At 73.4% G+C, this 21,559-nt stretch carries 20 protein-coding genes and 1 pseudogene; 12 read left to right on the forward strand and 9 right to left on the reverse strand.

Translation table 11 applies throughout. The features are described 5' to 3' along the window. Together AB0N76_RS34715 and AB0N76_RS34720 are read left to right on the forward strand one after the other, a co-directional pair. Positions 1-187: pseudogene (locus tag AB0N76_RS34715) on the forward strand (GNAT family N-acetyltransferase); the annotation flags it as partial. Further along, positions 184-1,068, forward strand: coding sequence for an aminoglycoside phosphotransferase family protein (locus AB0N76_RS34720; RefSeq protein WP_363564159.1), 885 nt, complete (start codon positions 184-186; stop codon positions 1,066-1,068). The pseudogene AB0N76_RS34715 and the gene AB0N76_RS34720, both read left to right, overlap by 4 nt. A gap of 19 nt (positions 1,069-1,087) precedes the next feature. Here the strand turns inward: AB0N76_RS34720 and AB0N76_RS34725 are convergent, their stop codons facing one another. Both AB0N76_RS34725 and AB0N76_RS34730 read right to left on the reverse strand, forming a co-directional pair. Then, positions 1,088-1,630, reverse strand: coding sequence for a hypothetical protein (locus tag AB0N76_RS34725; RefSeq protein ID WP_363564161.1), 543 nt, complete (start codon positions 1,628-1,630; stop codon positions 1,088-1,090). Between the two features lie 75 nt (positions 1,631-1,705). Beyond that, entirely contained in the window at positions 1,706-2,485 is a 780-nt protein-coding gene (locus AB0N76_RS34730; protein ID WP_363564163.1) for an NAD(P)H-dependent oxidoreductase, read from the reverse strand. Positions 2,486-2,649: 164 nt separating this feature from the next. On the opposite strand from AB0N76_RS34730, the gene AB0N76_RS34735 reads away from it, so the two are divergent. Then, positions 2,650-3,558, forward strand: coding sequence for a helix-turn-helix transcriptional regulator (locus tag AB0N76_RS34735; RefSeq protein WP_363564165.1), 909 nt, complete (start codon positions 2,650-2,652; stop codon positions 3,556-3,558). 174 nt (positions 3,559-3,732) lie between these two features. On the opposite strand, the gene AB0N76_RS34740 is transcribed toward AB0N76_RS34735, so the two are convergent. Next, entirely contained in the window at positions 3,733-4,923 is a 1,191-nt protein-coding gene (locus AB0N76_RS34740) for an 8-amino-7-oxononanoate synthase (protein WP_363564167.1), read from the reverse strand. A 226-nt stretch (positions 4,924-5,149) separates the two neighbouring features. On the opposite strand from AB0N76_RS34740, the gene AB0N76_RS34745 reads away from it, so the two are divergent. From AB0N76_RS34745 to AB0N76_RS34760, 4 genes are read left to right on the forward strand one after another with little or no spacing between them, the layout of a single operon-like run. After that, positions 5,150-5,581 carry a hypothetical protein gene (locus AB0N76_RS34745; protein ID WP_363564169.1) on the forward strand — a complete coding sequence of 144 codons (432 nt, stop codon included), beginning with the start codon at positions 5,150-5,152 and terminating at the stop codon, positions 5,579-5,581. 19 nt (positions 5,582-5,600) lie between these two features. Then, positions 5,601-7,850, forward strand: a complete 2,250-nt coding sequence (locus tag AB0N76_RS34750; protein ID WP_363564171.1) for a hypothetical protein — start codon at positions 5,601-5,603, stop codon at positions 7,848-7,850. 2 nt (positions 7,851-7,852) lie between these two features. Then, entirely contained in the window at positions 7,853-8,545 is a 693-nt protein-coding gene (locus AB0N76_RS34755) for a hypothetical protein (protein ID WP_363564173.1), read from the forward strand. Between the two features lie 55 nt (positions 8,546-8,600). Further along, on the forward strand, positions 8,601-11,111 hold the full coding sequence (locus AB0N76_RS34760) for a DUF3516 domain-containing protein (protein WP_363564175.1): 2,511 nt from the start codon (positions 8,601-8,603) through the stop codon (positions 11,109-11,111). Positions 11,112-11,180: 69 nt separating this feature from the next. Here AB0N76_RS34760 and AB0N76_RS34765 read toward each other — a convergent pair whose 3' ends face one another. Further along, positions 11,181-12,047 carry a hypothetical protein gene (locus AB0N76_RS34765; RefSeq protein ID WP_363564177.1) on the reverse strand — a complete coding sequence of 289 codons (867 nt, stop codon included), beginning with the start codon at positions 12,045-12,047 and terminating at the stop codon, positions 11,181-11,183. A 224-nt stretch (positions 12,048-12,271) separates the two neighbouring features. Between AB0N76_RS34765 and bioB the strand changes: the two genes are divergently transcribed. The 4 genes from bioB to AB0N76_RS34785 all read left to right on the forward strand — a co-directional run bounded on the left by bioB (position 12,272) and on the right by AB0N76_RS34785 (position 16,184). After that, positions 12,272-13,501, forward strand: a complete 1,230-nt coding sequence (gene bioB / locus AB0N76_RS34770; protein WP_363564179.1) for a biotin synthase BioB — start codon at positions 12,272-12,274, stop codon at positions 13,499-13,501. Between the two features lie 29 nt (positions 13,502-13,530). Next, entirely contained in the window at positions 13,531-14,865 is a 1,335-nt protein-coding gene (locus AB0N76_RS34775) for an adenosylmethionine--8-amino-7-oxononanoate transaminase (protein WP_363564181.1), read from the forward strand. Further along, positions 14,862-15,605 (forward strand): dethiobiotin synthase, encoded by a 744-nt coding sequence (bioD, locus tag AB0N76_RS34780; RefSeq protein ID WP_363564183.1) that lies wholly within the window; start codon positions 14,862-14,864, stop codon positions 15,603-15,605. The genes AB0N76_RS34775 and bioD overlap by 4 nt, the downstream gene beginning before the upstream one ends. Before the next feature lie 132 nt (positions 15,606-15,737). Continuing rightward, the gene (locus AB0N76_RS34785; RefSeq protein ID WP_363564185.1) at positions 15,738-16,184 is read left to right on the forward strand and encodes a hypothetical protein; all 447 of its coding nucleotides are present in this window, start codon (positions 15,738-15,740) and stop codon (positions 16,182-16,184) included. A gap of 64 nt (positions 16,185-16,248) precedes the next feature. On the opposite strand, the gene AB0N76_RS34790 is transcribed toward AB0N76_RS34785, so the two are convergent. Then, positions 16,249-17,727 (reverse strand): insulinase family protein, encoded by a 1,479-nt coding sequence (locus AB0N76_RS34790; protein WP_363564187.1) that lies wholly within the window; start codon positions 17,725-17,727, stop codon positions 16,249-16,251. A gap of 71 nt (positions 17,728-17,798) precedes the next feature. Here AB0N76_RS34790 and AB0N76_RS34795 point away from each other — a divergent pair, with 71 nt between their 5' ends. Then, positions 17,799-18,434 (forward strand): hypothetical protein, encoded by a 636-nt coding sequence (locus AB0N76_RS34795; protein ID WP_363564189.1) that lies wholly within the window; start codon positions 17,799-17,801, stop codon positions 18,432-18,434. A 42-nt stretch (positions 18,435-18,476) separates the two neighbouring features. Here the strand turns inward: AB0N76_RS34795 and AB0N76_RS34800 are convergent, their stop codons facing one another. From AB0N76_RS34800 to AB0N76_RS34815, 4 genes are all read right to left on the reverse strand, one after another. Beyond that, complete coding sequence (locus AB0N76_RS34800) at positions 18,477-18,677, reverse strand: hypothetical protein (RefSeq protein ID WP_363564191.1); 201 nt, start codon at positions 18,675-18,677, stop codon at positions 18,477-18,479. Next, a complete protein-coding gene (locus AB0N76_RS34805) occupies positions 18,674-19,723 on the reverse strand; it encodes a hypothetical protein (protein ID WP_363564193.1) in 1,050 nt (349 codons plus the stop codon). Before AB0N76_RS34805 ends, AB0N76_RS34800 begins: the two co-directional genes overlap by 4 nt. Before the next feature lie 310 nt (positions 19,724-20,033). Continuing rightward, positions 20,034-20,381: a deoxyxylulose-5-phosphate synthase gene (locus AB0N76_RS34810; RefSeq protein ID WP_363564195.1), complete on the reverse strand. Its 348-nt coding sequence runs from the start codon at positions 20,379-20,381 to the stop codon at positions 20,034-20,036. A gap of 64 nt (positions 20,382-20,445) precedes the next feature. Beyond that, positions 20,446-21,438: a hypothetical protein gene (locus tag AB0N76_RS34815; protein WP_363564197.1), complete on the reverse strand. Its 993-nt coding sequence runs from the start codon at positions 21,436-21,438 to the stop codon at positions 20,446-20,448. Positions 21,439-21,559 lie beyond the last annotated feature (121 nt).

The following is a 21,559-nucleotide window of genomic DNA, read 5'->3' on the forward strand; positions in this document are numbered from 1 at the left end:
GAAGCCGGCCGCGCGCGGCCGGGGCCTCGGGCGGGCCCTGGCCCTGGCCGCCCGGCACCTGCTGCCGACGGGCGAGCGGATCTGGTCCCAGCAGGCGCCCGGGAACGCGACCAGCGTCCGGGCCTTCCAGGCCGCCGGCTACCGGCCGGTCGGCGCGGAGACGCTGCTGGTGCTGGGCCGGCCGTGAGCGGGCTCGCGGTCGTCCCGGCGGAGGTGCGGGCGCGGCTGACGGTCCGGTTCGGGCCCGGGGCCGAGGCCTGGTGCGCGGCGCTGCCCGAGCTGGTGGCCGCGCTGTCCGCGCGCTGGGGCCTGTCGGTGCGGGCGGCCGGCGGCGGCGGGACGGCGCGGGTGTTCCGCTGCGAGCGGCGCGCGGACGGGGCTGAGGGCACGGACGGGGCAACCGTCTGGCTGAAGCTGACGCCGGACGGGCGGGTCGCCGAGCAGGAGGCAGCCGCGCTGACCGCGGGGCGCGGGTCACCGTCGGTGGTGCGGCTGCTGGAGCACGACCCGGCGACCGGCGCGCTGCTGCTCGCGGACGTCGCGCCGGGCACCACCCTGCGCGAGCACGGCTGGCGGCCCGCCGAGGTGGCCGGGATGCTGACCGCCCTGCGGTCGGCGCCCTCCGCCGGGGTGGCGCTGCCGCCGCTGGCGGAGCGGCTGGACTTCCTGTTCGACCTGACCGAACGCCGGGCCCCCGGGGTGTCGACCGCCGCCGCGCGCGCACTGGCCCGGGAGCTGACCGCCCCCGGCGGCCCGGTGGCGCTGGTACACGGCGACCTGCACCCCGCGAACGTCCTGCTCGGCCCGGCCGGCCCGGTCGCGATCGACCCGCGCGCCTGCCTCGGCGACTCCGACTTCGACCTGGTGGACTGGGTCCTGGACGGCGTCACCGACCCCGCCGCCCTGACCACCCGGATCGCCGGACTGACCGCCCTGGTCCCCGGCGCGGACGCCACCCGCCTCCACGCCTGGTGCCGCGCCACCGCCGTCCTCATCGCCGCCCCCCGCCTCGCGGCGGGCCGGACGGACGCCGGGACGTCCTTCCTCCGCGAGCTGGCCGGTCTCTGACGCGGGGTGCCATGGCGGCCTACTTGGCCGCCATGGCACCGGCGAAGGTGGCGAAGGCGCCGAGCAGCAGGACGGCGGCGGCTACCCCGAGACCGATCCGCCACCGCTGCGACCAGTCCCGGGTGACCAGCAGCCCCTGCACGGCGACGAAGCCGGCGACCGGGAAGGCGGTGAGCGCGAGCAGCAGGACACTCACCCAGTGCAGGACGGGGAAGGCGCCGGTGGGCCGGCAGACACCGTCGGCCGCGCAGGCGACCGGGACCCGCCGGTGGAGGTCGACCGCCTCGTCGTCCGGCGTCCGGGCCCGTTCGTCCGCGGGCCCGCCGCCGTCGGGGAAGAAGGTGCCCCGGCAGTCGCCGGTCACCCGCGGGACCGCCTCGGACCGGTCGACGCGCTGACAGCGTTCGGCGACCAGCGCGCCCCGCGTCCCGCTGAGCCCGGCGCCGTAGGCGAGGCCCTCGGCCGCGACCGCCACGCCCCAGCCGCCGAGGCCGAGCAGCACCAGCACCGCCATGACCGGGACCATCGCCTTGCCCAACGCGAGCCGGATGTCCGGATCCATATCCACCCCCTGTGTCGGAACCCCTTGCTCCCCGACGGCTGGGACGCACGGGCGGGCCGGGTGGTTCAGCAGGCCCTAACCGCGCACGTGCAGGCCGAAGCCCGAGCGGCCGGCGGGCTCCAGGCCCTCCTTCAGGCGCAGCGAGGGGAGCTCGTAGTCGCCGAAGTTCTGCCGCCGGAACGCGATCGGCTCGGTCGACTCCAGGGTGAGCAGGCGCTGCTCCCACGCCTTGGCGGCGTCCTGGTAGTCCTCGCCGGTCAGCCGGTCCGCGCCGTACAGCACGAACGGCGGCAGCACCTCCATGCCCGGGTAGTAGAGGATGCCGTGCTGGATCGGGAACAGCAGGTCGTCGATCGGGCCGTTGATCCCGCGGGCGGAGTACTGCGACTCCGGGCCGCCGACGGTCACCGCCAGCAGCGCCCGCCGGCCCGCGAGGGTGCCCTCGCCGAAGCGCTCGCCGTACTTGGTGTCGCTGTGCTCGCCGACGCCGTACGCGAAGCGGTAGGTGAACACCCGGTCCACCCAGCCCTTGAGGATCGCGGGCATGGTGTACCACCACAGCGGGAACTGGAAGACGATCGTGTCCGCCCACAGCAGCTTCTCCTGCTCGGCGCGGACGTCCGCGGTGAGCGTCCCGGCCTCGAAGGCCCGGCCCGAGTCCTGCGGGACCTTCAGCGGGCTCGACGCGTCGGGGCCGAAGTCCGCGGCGTCGACCACCGCCTTCCAGTTCATCGCGTACAGGTCGCTCACCCGCACCTCGTGCCCGGCGGCCTCCAGGGTGGACACCGCGAGGTCCTTCAGCGAGCCGTTGAGCGACTCGGGCTCGGGGTGGGCGTAGACGATCAGCGTCTTCATGGGGAACTCGACTCCTTGGGTCCGGATGCCTCGATTGCCTCGATCCTGGCCGCCGCGGCGCCCGGTGTTCAGGGGCGCCGATTCCGTCGGACCGGACTTCCTGGTACCCGCAGGGCCACCCTCGCGGGGCCTGACGGGGCATCACCGAGGCCATACTGGGAGCCATGGACGATCTTGCGGGCTTCCTGCGGACCCGGCGCTCCCGGGTCGACCCGGCGGCCGCCGGCATCGCCACCGACAGCCGCCGCCGGGTCGAGGGGCTGCGGCGCGAGGAGGTGGCGCACCTGTCCGGCGTCAGCGTCGACTACTACGTGCGCCTGGAGCAGGGCCGCGCGACCCAGCCCTCCGAGCAGGTCCTCGACGCGCTCGCCCGCGTCCTCGGCCTGGACGAGACCGAGCGCGGGCACCTCTACCGGCTCGCCCGGCAGCGCCGCCGCCCCGCGAAGGCGCCGGGCGGGCGGGTGCGGCCGGAGCTGCTGCGCGTCCTCGACCTGGTCACCCACGCACCGGCGATGATCATGGACCACCGGCTGGACGCGCTCGCCGGGAACCGCCTCGCCGAGCTGCTCTTCGGCCGCCGGATGCCCGGCCTGAACATCGCCCGGCACATCTTCCTGGAGGAGGACGAAGGGGGCCTCTACGAAGGCCGGGACGCCTGCACCCTGGACGTGGTCGGACACCTGCGACTCGCCGCCGGCAAGTACCCCGACGACCCCCGGCTGGCCTCGCTCATCGGCGAACTGGCGATGGGCAGCGAGCGCTTCCGCCGCCTCTGGGCCCGCGCGGACGTGCGCGCCCGCACCCATGGGCGCAAGGCGTACCGGCACCCGCTGGTCGGGCTGCTGGAACTGCACCAGGAGAACTTCGCGCTGCCGGACGCCTCGGGCATGGAGCTGCTGGTGCTGTCCGCGGCCCCCGGCAGCCCGGCCGAGGACGGGCTACGCCTGCTCGCGAGCCTGGACGCGAAGGGCGGCGCGGACCTGCGGGCGGACACGGCAGCGGGCCTGAGCACGGACGGCGGCGTCGCGGCGGGCGACGCGCGTCCCGCGGTGAACACGCGGGCCCTCGACTGACCCACCGCCGGCCCGGGCCCGCAGCCACCTGAGCCCGCAGCCGATCCGCCGGGCCGCCCGGGCAGCCTCGCCCCGTGACAGCCGGGCCGCCGCGTCACTCCGCGAGGGCCGCGCCACCGCGTCACCGCACAAGGCCCGGGCCGCCTTCTCCCCCGTGGCGGCCCGGCCTCCGGCTCACCCCGCGAGGTGTGCGCCGGCCGGGGCGAGGGAGGCGATGATCCGGACCGCCTCGGTGATCTGCTCGTCCGTCAGGTCGCCGCGCGCGGTGAGCCGCAGGCGGGAGATGCCGTCCGGCACGGACGGCGGGCGGAAGCAGCCGACGGCGAGCCCGGCGCGCCGGCAGTCGGCGGCCCAGGCGACGGCGGCCTCCGGTCCGGGGGCGCGGACGGAGACGACGGCCGCGTCCGGGGCGGAGGCGTGCAAACCGGCCGCGCCGAGGCGGGCGGACAGCGTGCGGGCGACCTCGCGGGCGCGCTCGGCGCGGTGGGGTTCGGCGCGCAGCAGCCGCAGGGCGCCGAGGGCGGCGCCCGCGGCGGCCGGGGCGAGGCCGGTGTCGAAGATGAAGGTGCGGGCGGTCTCGGTGAGGTGGCGGATCACCCGGCGGGGGCCGAGGACGGCGCCGCCCTGGGAGCCGAGCGACTTGGAGAGGGTCACGGTGGTGACCAGGTCGGGGGCTCCGGCGAGCCCGGCGGCGGCCGGGGCGCCCGCGCCGCCGGGGCCGAGGACGCCCAGCCCGTGCGCGTCGTCGACCAGCAGCGCGGCACCGAACCGGCGGGTGGCGACGGCGAGTTCGGCGAGCGGGGCGGCGTTGCCGTCGACCGAGAAGACGGAGTCCGTGACCACCAGGGCCCGCGGCCGCGCGCGCTCGGCGAGGACATCGGCGACGGCGGCCGGGTCGCTGTGCGGGGCGCGATGGACCTCGGCGCGGGCGAGCCGGCAGCCGTCGATCAGCGAGGCGTGGTTGTACGCGTCGGAGACGATCAGGGTGTCGGGGTCGGTGAGCGCGGTGAGCGCGGCCAGGTTGGCGGTGTAGCCGGAGGAGAACACCAGGGCCGCCTCCGCTCCGCAGAACGCGGCCAGCTCCTCCTCCAGTTCGGTGTGCAGCGCGGTGGTGCCGGTGACCAGCCGGGAGCCGGTCGCCCCGCCGCCCCAGCGCAGTGCGGCGTCGGCGGCGGCCCGGGTGACGGCGGGGTGCCGGGTGAGCCCGAGGTAGTCGTTGCCCGCGAGGTCGAGCACCGGGTCGTCGGCGGGCCTGCTGCGCAGCGTCCGGGTGAGTCCGGCCCGGGCCCGTTGCTCGGCGGTCTCGTCGAGCCAGTCGAAGACGGCGCCGGGGGCGGGCGGGGCGGACGCGGTGCGGTTGACCATGGTCGGCACTCTGGCACGGCGGGCGCGGGGTGGGCAATGTGCGGCTGGGCACAGTCATGGCGGCGGCGCGCACATCCCGTTCACCCGAATTCAACCTCGGCAATGCTTCCGCTTCATTTCCATTCCCATGGAACGGCAAAGAATCCAAAGATTCGGTCATGGATTTCCGTCTGTTGTTCGATCCCGATTAGCCTCGCCACCGTTCCGGACATGGGGGGATACACAAATGGCGGACCTGGAATTCGAGCGGCGGATGAACCCGTGGCTGTTCGACGGCTCGGGCAACCTGACCGCGGAGGCGAAGCAGCAGTTCCCGGACCTGGCGGGCGCGAACGCGGCGCCGGTGTCGCTGGCCGGCGGGCAGACCCTGAAGGCGGACCCGCCGCTGCTGCAGAAGGCCGCGCAGAACGCGCACGCGCTCCAGGGCGCCGTCAAGACCGAGCTCACCCAGCCCGCGCAGCACGTGGCCGCCGCGGCCGCCTCGCTCAGCGGGTGGGAGACCGGCGGCCGGCTGACCATCGCCTGGAGCATCTGGTCGGACCAGGCGAACAACCTGGCCCTGGAGATCGGCCAGCTGGCCGGCAACCTCGACACCACCGCCCGGAACTACGCGCAGACCGAGGCCGCCATCCACGCCCAGTTCGCGCCGCAGCAGTAGCAGGGGAACGCCGCCGACCATGGTCACCTTCAGCCAGCTCCAGCACGTCGACCTCACCGCCCTCGCGGCCGCCGCCGGCGACTTCGAGCAGATGCTCCGCAAGTGGGACCTCACCACCCGGATGCAGAACGACGTCATCGGCGCCGTCCAGCACTCCGGCTGGCACGGCGACACCGCCGGGACCGCCGCCACCGCGCTCACCAAGACCCGGGACAACATCCACAACGCCTTCGAGGAGGGCTCGGCGATCGCCCGCGCCCTGCGCGACGCGCACGACGAGTTCGCGGCCGCCAAGAAGGACCTGGAGACGGCGCTGCGCACCGCCGCCGACCAGGGCCTCACCGTCGCCGCCGACGGCAGCGTCCACTGGCCGCCGGCCACCAACCAGGCCGACCGCAACGACCCCGACTACGCCAGGACCAACCAGGCCAACGCCTCCGCCGTCGCCAAGGACATCGCCGCCGCGCTCGACCGCGCCACCGAGGCCGACACCGGCGCGGCGAGCGCGCTCGCCCTGGACACCGGCAACGACACCACCGAGTTCAACCCCCTCGCGGTCGGCGGCATCGCCGAGGCCGACGCCGCCGACGCGGCCCGGATCGTCCGCGCCGGGGGCAAGGCCACCGACGCCGAACTCGCCCACCTCCGGTCGCTGCTCGAACACCACGGCGCCGACCCGCGGTTCGCCTCCGCCTTCTACGGCAAGCAGGACCCGCAGACCTTCCTCGCCTCCTACGGCGCCCTCGCCCAGAGCGCCGACTTCGGCGGCAGCCCCGCCCGCGCGGAGGCGGTCAAGCACATCCAGGACGGCCTCGGCCTCACCCTGGCCACCGCCACCGACAGCAAGCAGCAGCCGCACGTCTCCGACGACTGGGAGGCCCGCCTGCGCAAGGCCGGCGCCACCCAGATCCCCGTCCCGGCGGGCGCCGACCCGGCGCACAGCCCGTACGGCTACCAGATCCTCGGCAACATCCTGCGCAGCGGGAAGTACGACCCGCACTTCCTCAACCCGGTCGCCGAGCACGTCACCCAGCTCACCAACGAGAACCCGATGCGCTGGGACGCGGCCGGCAAGGCGACCTACCCGTTCACCGAGCTCAGGTTCGTCGGGGTGCCCGACAAGGACGGCAACATCCGGGGCATCAACCCGATGTCCGCCGTGCTGGAGGCGCTCGGCCACAGCCCGGAAGCGGCCACCAAGTTCTTCCACGACGCGCCGACCACGTACAACCCGGACGGCACCGTGAAGAGCACGGGCGGCAAGAACACCTACTTCGAGATGTTCACCGACAAGGGCGAGCGCTCACTGCTGCTCGACCAGCAGTACCCGCCCCGCCCCAACCCGGGCACCGCCGACCCGTTCGACGTCACCGCCCTCGGCCACGCCCTGGAGGCGGCCACCACGGGCAAGGCGTACGACGACGAGCAGGGGAAGTTCCCGCCGCACACGGCGGCGATGGAAGAGATCATGAAGGAGGTCGTCCACAAGTTCGGCACCGGCGAGGGCCCGGACCTGCTGCGCGGCGAGCACGCGCCGTTCGCCGACCTCAACGGCAGCCTCGGCAACATGACCGCCAACTACATCGGCGACGTCCAGAACGCCCTCGAAGGCGCCGGGGCCCCGACGCACCTCTTCGACCAGACGGCGGTGGCCCGGCTGGTCGGCACGCTCGGCCACGACCCGGACGCCTACGCCGCCATCGCCGCCGGCCAGCAGGCGTACACCACGGCCCAGATCCAGGACGTGCTGGCCCACCCCGAGCTGCACAAGGACATCGCCCTGGCGGTCGAGAACGTCGCCCGCCCGGCCGGCCAGGTCAACGGTCTGATCACCAGCGCCATGATCGAAGAGGTCTACACCAAGCAGACCACCAGCGACGCCGAGTACAACGCCGCGATCGACACCAAGCGCGAACTCGCCGGTCAGGTCTGGGGGTTCGCCGGCGACATGCTGAAGGAACGGGCGCCCCTGGCCGGCGAGGGCGTCGACGCGGTGGTCAACCACATCATGGACAGCGTCGCCGAGAGCTACAAGGTGGACACCCGGAACGAGGCGATCGACAAGGCCGGCAGCACGCTGCAGAACGCCGAGGCCAAGTCGCAGCAGGCGATCGTCGACGCGGTCCGCGACGCCGGCCGCAACGCGGGTGTCGATCCGAACTACGTCAACGACGTCGCCCGCCGGGCCGCCAACGAGGAGAACAACGGCTACAGCAGCGGCAAGGCCTCCTACGACACCCACTTCCCCAAGAAGGAGGAGAAGAAGTAGCCGTGGCCGACACCCCGACCGAACCCCCCGGCGTCTTCGAACGGGCGCTGCACGAGGTCGCCGAGCGGCGTGCCCGCAGGCGGCGGCTGCTGGCGGCCGTCGGTCTGCCGCTGGCCCTGGCCGCCGCCGTCTCCGCCTGGGTCTGGAAGCCGTGGCAGTCCGTCGAGCTGCCGGCAGCGGCCTGCTGGTCCACGGTGACCGCGGCCGACCTGGAGCCGCTCGCCGGGGACGACGGCACCGCGCACGTCGACCAGTCCGGGGACCTCTCCGGCAAGCCGGCGGGCCGCTGCGTCGTCTACTGGAACGACGCCAAGGGCCGGCCGCTGGTGAGCGTCACCGTCCGGCAGACCGACGAGGGCGGCTACGGCTACTTGCAGCACCAGGCCGAGACGCCGGACCTCGCGGGACACCCCCGGCCGCTGCAGCTCGGCGCCGGGGCGGCGGGGGTGATCACCTCCGACGCCAATGTCAGCCTGGTCTACCGCTGTTCCGCCGGCGATCCGGGCGGCACCGGCGGTCAGCCGTTCCGGCAGGTCCTGGTCAGCGGCGGCCCGGTCACCGGCGACGACCGGGGCACCGCCGTCCGGGAAGCCCACGTCCGGCTGGCCTGGCTCGTCGCGGTGACCGCCGCCGGCCGGGAGGGCTGCCCCGGTGCGGCCCTGGTGGCCGCACCGCCCACCGTCCCCGCGAAGTGACCGCGGGCGACGCCGGGCTTTGCCGGGGGCGGCGGCGAGCAGGCAAGATAGCCCGGTGACCCTCCTTGATCTGATGCCGAAGCCCGCCACGCCCGACGCGCTGTACGAGACGTTCGCCGCCTGGACGGAGGAGCGCGGGATCTCGCTGTACCCGGCGCAGGAGGAGGCGCTGATCGAGCTGGTGTCCGGGAACAACGTCATCCTGGCGACGCCCACCGGCTCGGGGAAGAGCCTGGTGGCGGCGGGCGCGCACTTCGCCGCGCTGGCGGAGGGGCAGCGGACCTTCTACACGGCGCCGATCAAGGCGCTGGTGTCGGAGAAGTTCTTCGACCTCTGCAAGATCTTCGGCACCGAGCAGGTCGGCATGATGACCGGCGACGCCTCGGTGAACCCGACCGCGCCGATCATCTGCTGCACCGCCGAGGTGCTGGCGCAGATCGCGCTGCGCGACGGTGCCCGGGCCGACATCGGCCAGGTGGTCATGGACGAGTTCCACTTCTACGCCGAGCCGGACCGCGGCTGGGCCTGGCAGATCCCGCTGCTGGAGCTGCCCCAGGTGCAGTTCCTGCTGATGTCGGCGACGCTCGGCGACGTCCGCCGCTTCGAGGAGGACCTCACCCGCCGCACCGGCCGGCCGACCACCGTGGTGCGCAACGCGACCCGGCCGGTGCCGCTGTTCTACGAGTACCGCCGCACCACCATGCACGACACGCTGGAGGAGCTGCTGCAGACCGGCCAGGCGCCGGTCTACGTCGTGCACTTCACGCAGAAGGAGGCGGTGGACCGGGCGCAGTCGCTGATGAGCATCAACATGTGCTCGAAGGCGGAGAAGGACGCCATCGCCGAGCTGATCGGCAACTTCCGCTTCACCACCAAGTTCGGCCGCAACCTGTCGCGTTTCGTCCGGCACGGGATCGGTGTGCACCACGCGGGCATGCTGCCGAAGTACCGCCGGCTGGTGGAGCGGCTCGCCCAGGCGGGCCTGCTGAAGGTGATCTGCGGGACGGACACGCTGGGCGTGGGCGTCAACGTGCCGATCCGCACGGTGCTGTTCACGGCGCTCTCCAAGTACGACGGGCAGCGGGTGCGGATGCTGCGGGCCCGGGAGTTCCACCAGATCGCCGGCCGGGCCGGGCGGGCCGGCTTCGACACCGTCGGCCAGGTGGTGGCGCAGGCGCCCGAGCACGTCATCGAGAACGAGAAGGCCGTCGCCAAGGCCGGTGACGACCCGAAGAAGAAGCGCAAGATCGTCCGCAAGAAGGCGCCGGAGGGCTTCGTCGGCTGGTCCGAGGAGACCTTCCAGAAGCTGATCGGTGCCGACCCGGAGCCGCTGGTGTCCCGGTTCAAGGTCAGCCACGCGATGCTGCTGTCGGTGATCGGCCGCCCGGGCAACGCCTTCGAGGCGATGCGCAAGCTGCTCACCGACAACCACGAGGACCGGGCGGCGCAGCGCCGGCACATCCGCACCACGATCGCCATCTACCGCTCGCTGCTGGAGGGCGGCGTGGTGGAGCGGCTGCCGGAGCCGGACGCGGAGGGCCGGATCGTCCGCCTCACCCTGGACCTCCAGGAGAACTTCGCGCTCAACCAGCCGCTGTCCACCTTCGCGCTGGCCTCGTTCGAGCTGCTCGACCCGACCTCGCCCTCGTACGCGATGGACGTGGTGTCCGTCGTCGAGGCGACCCTCGACGACCCGCGCCAGATCCTCGCCGCCCAGCAGAACAAGGCGCGCGGCGAGGCCGTCGGCGAGATGAAGCGCGACGGCATCGAGTACGAGGAGCGGATGGAGCGGCTCCAGGAGATCACCTACCCGAAGCCGCTGGAGGAGCTGCTCACCCACGCCTACGAGGTGTACCGGCGGGCGCACCCGTGGATCGGCGACCACGAGCTCCGGCCGAAGTCGGTGGTGCGGGACCTGTACGAGCGGGCGATGACCTTCTCGGACTACGTCGGCTTCTACGAGCTGGCCCGCACCGAGGGCATCGTGCTGCGCTACCTGGCGAGCGCGTACAAGGCGCTGGAGCAGACCGTCCCCGAGGACGTGAAGACCGACGACCTGAAGGACGTCATCGCCTGGCTGGGCGAGCTGGTCCGCCAGGTCGACTCCAGCCTGCTGGACGAGTGGGAGCAGCTGGCCAACCCGACCGAGCCGCAGGCGGCGGAGGTGGCGCTGGACGACAAGCCGGCGCCGGTGACGGCCAACGCGCGGGCGTTCCGGGTGCTGGTGCGCAACGAGATGTTCCGCCGGGTGGAGCTGTGCGCGCTGGAGCACTGGGGCGCGCTCGGCGAGCTGGACGGCGAGTACGGCTGGGACGCGGACCGCTGGGCGGACGCCATGGACGGGTACTGGGACGAGTACGACGACCTGGGCACCGGTCCGAACGCGCGCGGCCCGAAGATGCTGATCATCGAGGAGGAGGACTCCGCCTGGCGGGTCCGGCAGATCTTCGACGACCCGGAGGGCGACCACGACTGGGGGATCAGCGCCGAGGTCGACCTGTACGGCTCGGACGAGGAGGGCCGCGCGGTGGTGCGGGTCACCGCCGTGGACCGGCTGGACGGCTGACGGGCCGTAGTACAAGGAAGGGGCGGGCCGCGGTGAGCGGCCCGCCCCTCTTCCTTGCGGTTGTCGGTACTACATCCAGACGAACGGCGCGCCGGCGGTGTAGGAGACGGCCCGGGTGGCCTCGTCGAGCAGCTGGTCGAGGTTGGCCGGGCTCGCGCTGACCGAGGGCACCGGCAGCGGGCTGACCGAGGGGCCGGCCCCGCTGGGGGTGGCGCCGGGGGTGCCGGCGGTGTGCGCGTCGGCGGGCCGCGAGCTGGTGACCGTCACGTAGTGGCCGACGAGTTCGACCCGCGGCTCGGTGCCGGGCTTGGCCGCGCCGGCCGGCAGGGCGGGGGCGGTGTTGGCGTCCGGGAGGATGAAGGCCACCGAGCCGGGCTTGCCGCGCAGCGACTCGGCGGCGCGGGCGGCGGACGGCGCGTCGGCGAAGCGCAGCAGGGTGACGCTGCTTAGCACCGGCTTCTCCTGGGCGGCGAAGCTGACCGCGAGGTAGCCCTTGCAGCCGGCCTCGCGCAGCAGTTCCAGGGTGCGGTCCTGGAGCACCTCGGTGCAGTTGTCACCGCGGCGGACGCCGGAGCGCTTGCCCTTGTAGCCACCGGACTCGACGATCCGCTGGGCCGGGAAGTAGAGGTCGACGTCGAGCGCCTCGGGGTCGGCGACGGCGCGCGGCGCGTCACCGACGACCGGCGGGGTCTTGGACGCCTCCCGGCTGGAGGGGCCCAGCCCGGGTATGTAGTCGCCGGGCGTCGGGCGGGTGATGATCCAGCCGCCTGCGGCGACCACGCCGATGACCGCGACCCAGCCGACGACCCGGCGGGTGGTCACTCTTCTGGCCCGGTAGGGCCGGTACGCCCCGGACGGCTGTTCGGACGGGTACTCGGCCGGCCGCTCCGCCGGTGCCTGTGCCGGTGTCGGGGCGCGCTCCCCCTGCGTGGTCATGGGGCAGATTGTATGCAGGTCACGGGTGGTGGAGATCACTGGGGCGGGCATCCGGTGACGGTCCGGCGACCGTCCGCCAGCGGGGGCCGTCCCACCCGGCCCGCGGACGTGACCGACGCCACTACCGTGAGCTGCGACACTGTGACAACTCGCACATCCTCCCGGGGATCTTCTGGTGGGTTTCCTCTGGCGTCGCTCGCGGGGCAGCAGGCAGGATCAGGCCCATGGATCTGCTCGATACCCTCACCGCCAAGGGCCTGCGTGGGGAGACCCCCACCCGCGAGGAGGCGCTCGCCGTCCTCGCCACCACCGACGACGAGCTGCTCGACGTGGTCGCGGCCGCCGGGCGGGTGCGCCGGCGGTGGTTCGGCCGCCGGGTCAAGCTCAACTACCTGGTGAACCTGAAGAGCGGGCTCTGCCCCGAGGACTGCTCGTACTGCTCGCAGCGCCTGGGCTCGAAGGCCGAGATCCTGAAGTACACCTGGCTCAAGCCCGACCAGGCCGCCGAGGCGGCGAAGGCCGGCGTGTCCGGCGGCGCCAAGCGGGTCTGCCTGGTGGCCAGCGGCCGCGGCCCGACGGACCGCGACATCGACCGGGTGACCGACACCGTCGCCGCGATCAAGGACGCCGACCCGGCGGTGGAGATCTGCGCCTGCCTCGGCCTGCTCTCCGACAACCAGGCCGAGCGGCTGAAGGCGGCCGGCGTCGACGCCTACAACCACAACCTCAACACCTCCGAGGGCACCTACGGCGACATCGCCACCACCCACACCTACGCGGACCGCGTGGACACCGTGGAGAAGGCGCACGGCGCGGGCCTGTCGGCCTGTTCCGGCCTGATCGCGGGCATGGGCGAGAGCGACGAGGACCTGGTCGACGTGGTCTTCGCGCTGCGCGAGCTGGGCTCGGACTCGGTGCCGGTCAACTTCCTCATCCCGTTCGAGGGCACCCCGTTGGCCAAGGAGTGGAACCTCACCCCGCAGCGCTGCCTGCGGATCCTGTCGATGGTGCGGTTCGTCAACCCGGACACCGAGGTGCGGATCGCCGGCGGGCGCGAGGTGCACCTGCGCAGCATGCAGCCGCTGGGCCTGCACGTCGCCAACTCCATCTTCCTGGGCGACTACCTGACCAGCGAGGGGCAGGCCGGGCAGGCCGACCTGGACATGATCCGGGACGCCGGCTTCGAGGTGGAGGGCATGGGCGAGCGCACCCTGCCCCGGCACCGGGCGGACATCGCGGCGGCCGCGGTCGGCGGCTGCGGGACGGGTACCGCCGAGGCGGCGAGCGGGTGCGGGACGGGCGGTGGTTGCGGTCCGTGCGGCGGTCACAGCCACGGCGCGGCCCCGGCCGTCACCGCGGACGCCGCCGAGACCGACGAGGCCGACGAGGCGCGCACCGACCTGGTCCGGGTCCGCCGTCGCGGCGCCGGCACCGAGCTCGCGCCCAACGCCTGAGAACCCCGCACCGCACAGGAAGACCCCTGATGGCCCAGCTGTCCACCGACACCCTGCTCGCGCTCGACCGGGCGCACGTCTGGCACCCGTACGGGCCGATGCCCGGCACCGTCACCCCGTACGTGGTGGAGTCCGCGTCCGGCGTCCGGCTCCGGCTGGCCGAACCGGTCGCGGGCGGGCACCGCGAACTCGTCGACGGCATGTCGTCCTGGTGGGCGGCGATCCACGGGTACGGGCACCCGGTGCTGGACGAGGCGGTGCGCGGGCAGCTGGGCCGGATGAGCCATGTGATGTTCGGCGGGCTCACCCACGAGCCCGCCGTCCGGCTCGCCGCCACCCTGGTGGACATCACGCCGGAGCCGCTGCGGCACGTCTTCCTCGCCGACTCGGGCTCGGTGGCCGTCGAGGTCGCGATGAAGATGTGCCTGCAGTACTGGCAGTCCGTCGGCCGGCCGGAGAAGCGCCGGCTGCTCACCTGGCGCGGCGGCTACCACGGGGACACCTTCCACCCGATGTCGGTCTGCGACCCGCAGGGCGGCATGCACCACCTGTGGGGCGGGGTGCTGCCCGACCAGCTGTTCGCGGCGCAGCCGCCGGCCGGGTTCGACGCCCCCGTCGACGACGAATACCTGCACTCCTTCGAGGAGTTGATGGAGCGTCATGCGGGCGAGCTGGCCGCGGTGATCGTCGAGCCGGTGGTGCAGGGCGCGGGCGGGATGCGGTTCCACTCCCCCGAATACCTGCGGATGCTGCGCGAACTGTGCGACCGGCACGGGGTGCTGCTGGTCTTCGACGAGATCGCCACCGGCTTCGGCCGCACCGGCGCGCTGTTCGCCGCCGACCACGCCGGCGTCTCGCCGGACGTGATGTGCCTCGGCAAGGCGATGACCGGCGGCTACCTCACCATGGCCGCCACCCTGTGCACGGCCGAGATCGCCGACGGCATCAGCCGGGGCGAGATGCCGGTGCTCGCGCACGGGCCGACGTTCATGGGCAATCCGCTGGCCGCCGCGGTCGCCAACGCCTCGATCGATCTGCTGCTCGGACAGGACTGGCAGACCGAGGTCAAGCGGATCGAGACCGGACTGCGGACCGGGCTGGCGGACACGGCCGTGCTCCCCGGCGTCAAGGACGTCCGGGTGCTCGGCGCGATCGGCGTCGTCCAGTTGGACCACCCCGTCGACGTGGTCGCGGCCACCGAGGCGGCCGCGCGCGAGGGCGTCTGGCTGCGCCCGTTCCGGGACCTCATCTACACCATGCCGCCGTTCGTGAGCGGCGACGAGGACGTGGCACGGATCGCCGCGGCCGTGACGGCGGCGGCGGTGGCCTCGACGGCCGCCTCTACCGCGGCGGTGGCCCGATGAGCGCGCGGATCGTCTTCGTCACCGGGACCGGCACCGAGGTCGGCAAGACCGTGACCACGGCCGCCGTGACCGCGACCGCGCTGCGCGCGGGGCTGCGGGTCGCGGTGCTCAAGCCCGGACAGACCGGCCTCGCGCCGGACGAGCCGGGGGACGTCGAGGAGGTCGGCCGGCTGGCCGGCACCGGCCCGTCCCTCACGCTCCGCGAACTCGCCCGCTACCCCGAGCCGTTGGCGCCCGACACGGCCGCCCGGCGGTCCGGCCTGCCGCCGCTCGCGGCGGAGGACGTCGCCAAGGCGGTGGCCGACCTCGCCGACCGGCACGACCTGGTGCTGGTCGAGGGCGCCGGCGGACTGCTGGTCCGCTACGACGAGCAGGGCCGGACGCTGGCGGACCAGGCCCTCGCGGTGCGCGAACTCGGCCTGCCGGTGGAGGTGTTGCTGGTCGCCACGGCCGGCCTGGGCACGCTCAACAGCACCGCCCTGACGGCCGAGGCGCTCACCGCGCGCGGCCTGCCGCTGCTCGGCGTGGTGGTCGGCGCCTGGCCGGACGCCCCGGGCCTCGCGGACCGCTGCAACCTGGCCGACCTGCCCCGCGCGGCCGGCGCCCCGCTGCTCGGCGCGCTCCCCGAACGGGCCGCTCTGGCACCGGACTTCCCCGCCCTGGCCGCCGCCGCCCTGGCCCCGGCGCTGCACGGCGACTGGGACGCCACCGCGTTCGGCCGGGAGCACGGCCCGGCCTGACCCCTCGTCATCTCCCGGCTCGGGGAGGGCGGCCGCCCTCCCCGAGCCGGAACCCGGTGCTTTTCGCTCGAAGGAGTGAGACCCCGACCCGAACCCGCGCGCGCCTCGCCACGCCTCAATACCGTTCTCCGCATGACGGATGGCCTGATGGTGGACGAGGCCCTGCGGGCCCTGGCCGCGCTCGAAGCGGCGTGGAAGGACGACGACGAGGCCCTGGCCGCGCTGGCCGCCCGGGGCCCGTCCGAACGACCGCTCGCGGCCCTGGTCGCGGCCTACGGCGAGCACGCCGTGGACACGCTGATGGCGCTCGCCTTCGGCCTGCGGTCGAGCATGACCGACGAGGAACTCGCCGAACTCACCGACGCGGTGAGCTCCAACATCGGCGCCCGGATGAGCGCCCTGCTGACCCGCACCCTGCGCGCCTGGGGCGAGACGGCGGACGACGACCTCGCCGTGGTCAAGCTGATCGCCCACGCGGTGATCGACGCCATGCGCGCCGTCACCGAGGAGCCGAGCAAGACCGACGTCCTCCCCCTCCTCGCCACCTTCCGCACCTACGCCCTGAGCAGCACACCCTGACGCGGCGCGCGCGCCCGTCGATCTCCCGACCGGTCGTCGGGTCGGCGGCCGAACGCGTCTCAGGTCACCCCGTGGCGCGCAGGGCCGAGGCCGGGTAGCACAGGGCCTCGGGGACGGCGGCGTCGATGGTGGCGATGGCCCGTCCGAGGCCGGCGAACAGTTCCGAGGCGACCGGGACGAAGCAGTTGCCGAGGCCCTGGAGCATGCGGCCGCCCTCCTGGACCTCGACGCCGACCACCTCGGTGAACGGGAAGCCGTGGATCAGACCCTCCTCGTCCTGCCACCACGCGCCGTCGGCGTTCACCACCAGCCGGACCTTGCGCGCCGCACCGGACCGTGCCCGGGCGAGCAGCGGCGGCCGGTACTGCGACCCGACCGGCAGCGCGGTGCGCTCGGAGCAGCCACCGGCGGGCAGCGCCGATCCGTCGGGCCGACCGAGGGTCAGCCGCTCCACCCCGCACGGCACCAGCAGCAGCGCCGTCTCCATCGCCGCCGCGAACGCCTCCCGCACCTGAGCCGGGGTCACCTCGGCCTGCAGGGCGAGCTTGGTCTCCCCGTCCAGGTGGGTCTCGCCGAACAGCAGGTCGGCCGCGCGTTCGGCGACCTCCAGGTCAGCGGTGCGCGGATCGGTCAGGAACTCCCGGGCGGCCTCGCGTTCATCGGCGAGTTCGGCCTCGGTGGGCTCCTCGGTGGCGAGGCGGACGGCCTCATGCCAGAGCAGTTCGGCGACCCGCTGCTCCTGGCCCTCGCGAACGTCGAGCTGGATGCTGCGCTCGCCACGGCCGGGACCGACGAAAACGGCGGTGCCGTCGACGTCGTAGCTGAGGCCGAGCTGGTGACGGGCGGTGTCGGTCAGGCGCTGGCTGAGCACGTGGGCGGCGAGCAGCATCGCCTGGTCGTCGAGGCTGCAGGAGAGCAGCAGGCCGGGTCCGGGCACGTCGGCCCGGTGCCAGGACGAGCGGGTGGTGCGCGGGGCGGGGTGCGGCGCGCGGGCGGTGCGGGGGCCGGGCGGCAGCGGGAGGCGCAGGCCCTCCGGCGGCGGGCCGGTGAGGGCGAGGACGGCGTTGCCGGCGTGGAAGTGGCGGGCCACGGTCTCGCGGACGGCGTCGAGCGGGATGCGGTCGGCGCCGGGGCCGTTGAAGGAGGCCAGGCCGAGGCCCTGGGTGCCGTAACGGATCGACAGCAGTTCGGCGGTGACCGGGTCGGCCACGCCGCTGCCCTCGGCGGCCAGCACTCCGGCCTCCTGCTCGATCCGCTCCAGGGGCAGCGCCGTCAGGGCGGCGCAGACGCGGGCGAGGAAGTCGACGACCTGTTCCGGGCGGCCGGTGCAGGTGAAGTCGGTGATCGAGAGGCTGACCGAGGCGTTGTGGTCGAAGTGCAGCCGGGGCAGCGTGCTCATCGCCAGGTGCTCGACCAGGTGCGTGACCCCGAGGGTGCGGAAGGTCTCGTCCTTGAGCCCGCACCCGAACATCAGGGTGGCTTCGAGGGGGCCGGGCGTCTCGGTCCAGATGACGGGGACGCCGTCGACGAGGTCATGGTGCATCAGGCGAGCATACATACACTAATCGTTATGTCGACTCTGGGGGGGGTGATCGACTCTGCTTCAATACCGCCATGCACAGCACGCCCGACCTGCACCGACTCCTCACCCGCCTGCCCGACGTCCCCACCCTGCGCGACCGCTGCCGGGGCCTGGCCATGCTGGAGGCGATCCTCAGCCCCGACTGGGCCGACCGCTACTACTCGTACGACTCGACGTGGGGCGAGGGCGAGGAGACGGCGTCGATGCGCAACGGCGAGGGCGACGACTGGTTCCTGGTCTTCTCCCCGGCCGGCGTGTACGCGCGCGGACTCGACCACACCGCTCCCCCCGCGCCCCACCTCCTCGCCGAGGTCCCCGAGGCCTTCCGCCCCTTCGTCGAGGAGCCCGCCTTCGGCGACTCCGACGGCAAGCCGGACGCCACCGTCTGCTTCTGGCGCACCCCCGGGGCTACCGCCTGGCAGGCCCCGTCCGCCGCCCCGACGGGCGGGGTGGACCTCTTCGACCTGCTGGCCGACGGCACCGCGGCCGCCTACCGCACCTGGGCCGAGGAATACTACGAGCCCGAGCACCCCCTGGACCTCTCCGCGATCGCCCACGTCCTGGCCCTCCGCCCCCTCACCCCCGCCGTCGTCACCGCCCTCAACCCGGACCTCGACCTCGACGGCCTCACCGACGACATCGCCGAGATCGGCTACCCGACGCCCTGAACCCCCGAAAGCCGGGCGCCCCACCCGAAGCGCCCGGCCCTTTCACCCGCCGAACGCGAACGCCAGCAGCCCGAGCGCGACCAGCATGCTGCCTCCGAAGGCCGACCCGGCCAGCAGCGCGGCCTCCGCCGCGCGCGACCCGATACGGATGCGGAGAATGAAGGTCAGCAGCCCGATGACGACCGAGAACAGCACCGCCACCAGCAGCCACAGCAGCCGCACACCGACGGCCGCCCCGTTCATCGCTGGCTCCCGACGGGGGCGCCGTTGAGCGCGGTGTGGAGGACCTCGAGCATGGACCTTCGATCACGCTCCGCCGAGTCCGGGCGCCCACCCGCCAACCGCTCCCTGAGCAGCGTGGCCACGACCTCCGCGTAAATCCGCTCGTCGCCCGTCAGCCAGTACACGGGGTCGTCGGCATCCTCCCCCTTCGCCAACTCCAGTCCGTTGAGGCAAGCCGCAGCGGCGCTCCGAACCCTCGGCAACGGCGTGCCGTCCGGGCCCTCCCACCGGTGCCCATCGAACTGCTCCTCCAGCATGGCCAGCAGGGTGAAGACCTTCTCCTCATACGAATCCGGCCCGAGCGGGCCCTCGGGCCAATCCGCCGTACGCCGACCGACGTGGTACCAAACCAGCGCCTCTGCCCTTCCCGGCAGTCCGAGCAATCCGTTGAGGTAGTCGTGGTCGTCATCGGTCGGCATGTTCACCCGCGGCCGCTGCTGGAACAGGTGCTGATACCGCGCCAGCGTGCTCTCGTCCAGCACGTCCCCGTGAACGGCCGCGAACAGCCCAATGAGCCGGCCCAGTTCGTCCATGGAATCGACCATCGGGAGAAGACACCTACTCGACCAGAGCGTGTCCCGGGACCGCAGGCTACGGCGCAGCACGACCGGCAGGCGCAGCATGACGAAGGCGAGAGAGGAGTACACCCTATCGGTGAGCCACTCCGGCATCCGGTGGAGGTCGTGCTCCAGGTACCGTCGGCCGCCGAGACAACCGGGCCTCGCGGTCCGCAGACACTCGCGGTCGGCACGCAGCAGCCCCCGGATCGCCGCACGGCTCTCACCGCCGCGCACCAGATGGGCCGCGAACACACCGACGAAGCGGCCGATCGCGTCCATCGCGTCGCTCGCGCGGTACATGCACATACGCGCCCACCCGTGGTCCGCGAGCGCGGGGGCGGAATACTGCAGCACGTCCTGCAGGTCGCCGACGACCTCCAGGGCGCAGCGGATCGCTGCCGCCCTCAGGTGCGGCGGAATGGCGTCGCCGTGGGTGTGTCGGGGCATCGCGCTTCCCTCTCACATGCGCCGCCCGCGCCTCGGCGCATGCTTGTGGGCACGGTGTACCGAGGGTGATCGCGATGACTCAACTTCAGGCCGTCATGGGCATCGTGGGCACGGGGACACGACGCGCAGCCGCGGCCGTCGCCACGGCCGTGGCAGCACTATAGGCGATGCCGAGGCCAGGGATGGCTACCAATCCACCGGCAAGGTGTCGAAGAAGTCGCCGAAACAGGCCACTTCCGGTGCGCCGGGGAGCGGCCCCGGACCATACCGTGTACCCCACGTCCCCTGCCGGTGGATCAACTCCCCTGCCTCAAGCGACCGTTCGTTCCCACGGGAGGTCGCAGCGGATGAGGGCCCGCGCCAGGGGCTCGCCGGTGCGCTGGGCGTAGAGCTTGCGCTCGCGCACCGCGTGGCGGGTGCGGGGGCGGTAGCCCGGGCCGCCGCAGCAGCTCTTGTGGAAGCCGATGCCCGCGTTCAGGAGCAGCGTGAGCGTGCGCCAGGCGGCGTCGTCCCGCCGGCGCGGCGCCGCGAACGCCGACCCCGCGTGGATCAGTGGGCCAGTGCAGCGCGGGCACACCCGATCGCGCTCGCGCCCGTAGGGCTGCTTGTAGGAGGCCCGGCAGGGCAGGCAGACGTAGGAGGTCTTCGCGTGGGCCATGCGGGCCAGCGTAGGCCGCCCGGCTCCTCCCGCTCCACGGCTTTTCCGCCCGTCACACCCGCCACTACGCGTCCACGCGCGTGGCTTCCCTGACCGCCGTCCGCTTGTCCTGGTAGGGGCAGGCGAGTTGTTCCTGGATGGCGTCGGAGAGCAGGTCCTCCCGGCCCTTGAGGGCGTCGGCGATCTCCTGGTCGACCGGGAACACCAGCTCCGCCGCGACGTTGTCCTGCACGATCCGGGCGAGGTTGTCGAGGGCCGTGGCGACGGGGTCGGCGGGCAACTCGGCGGTCGGCAGGTCGATGAGGTGGGTGGCGACGGCGGCGGGGTCCATGAACCGCTTGATGATGATCGTGTTCTGGTTGAGCACCGAGGTGGTCCAGATCGAGAGCACGACCACGTAGAGCTGCGGCCACCGCTCCTCCCCCACCCGCCGCCGCCAGCGCCGCATGATCGCCTCCACCCCGGCGATCTGCGCCTTGGCGGCGTGGAACATGTTGCCGCGGATGTCCCGGTACACGCCGCCGGTGAACGCGGTGAACGACTCCACGCCGAACGACCCGCGCTCCACGGACACCGCGATGAACCGCAGCGCCGCGTCCAGGATCCGCCGCGACGACGCCTCCAGCTCCCCCGGCAACCCCGCCGCCGCCAACTGCTGCCGCGCGACGGCCAGCGTCCCCCCGAACTCCCGCAACGGCCGCACCCAGCCGAGCCCCTCCGGCCCCGCGAGGTGCGGCGCGAGGATCGCGTACATGCCCAGCGGCACGTGCGCGATGGACTTGGCCAGCTCGAACACCTCGTCCACCGGGTGCAGCGTCTCCCGCTCCCCGCCGTCGACCAGCGTGTACCGCCCGCCCTGCGAGTCGTTCTGCACGACGATCACCGGTCCGAGGTGGCCGACCAGCTCGGCCTTGAGCGAGGCGTAGTTCCGCCGCATGTCCGCGTTGACCGCGAGCACCGCATCCCGCGCCCGCCGCCGCGGGTCCGACCGGAAGGCCACCATGTCCAGGTCGTGCGGGTCGACGTCCCCACCGTGATCGTTGACGTAGCTCCCCATCGCGCGCCCTCCACCCTCATCGTTCGTACTCCCGCCCCACCCTCCCCGTCCCACCGTCCCGACCGACAGGGGCCGGTGTCCCACAACCGGCCTGCGCGGGAAGTCGGCCCGTCCGACTTCC

This window comes from Kitasatospora sp. NPDC093806, assembly GCF_040683335.1.
Lineage (GTDB): Bacteria > Actinomycetota > Actinomycetes > Streptomycetales > Streptomycetaceae > Kitasatospora.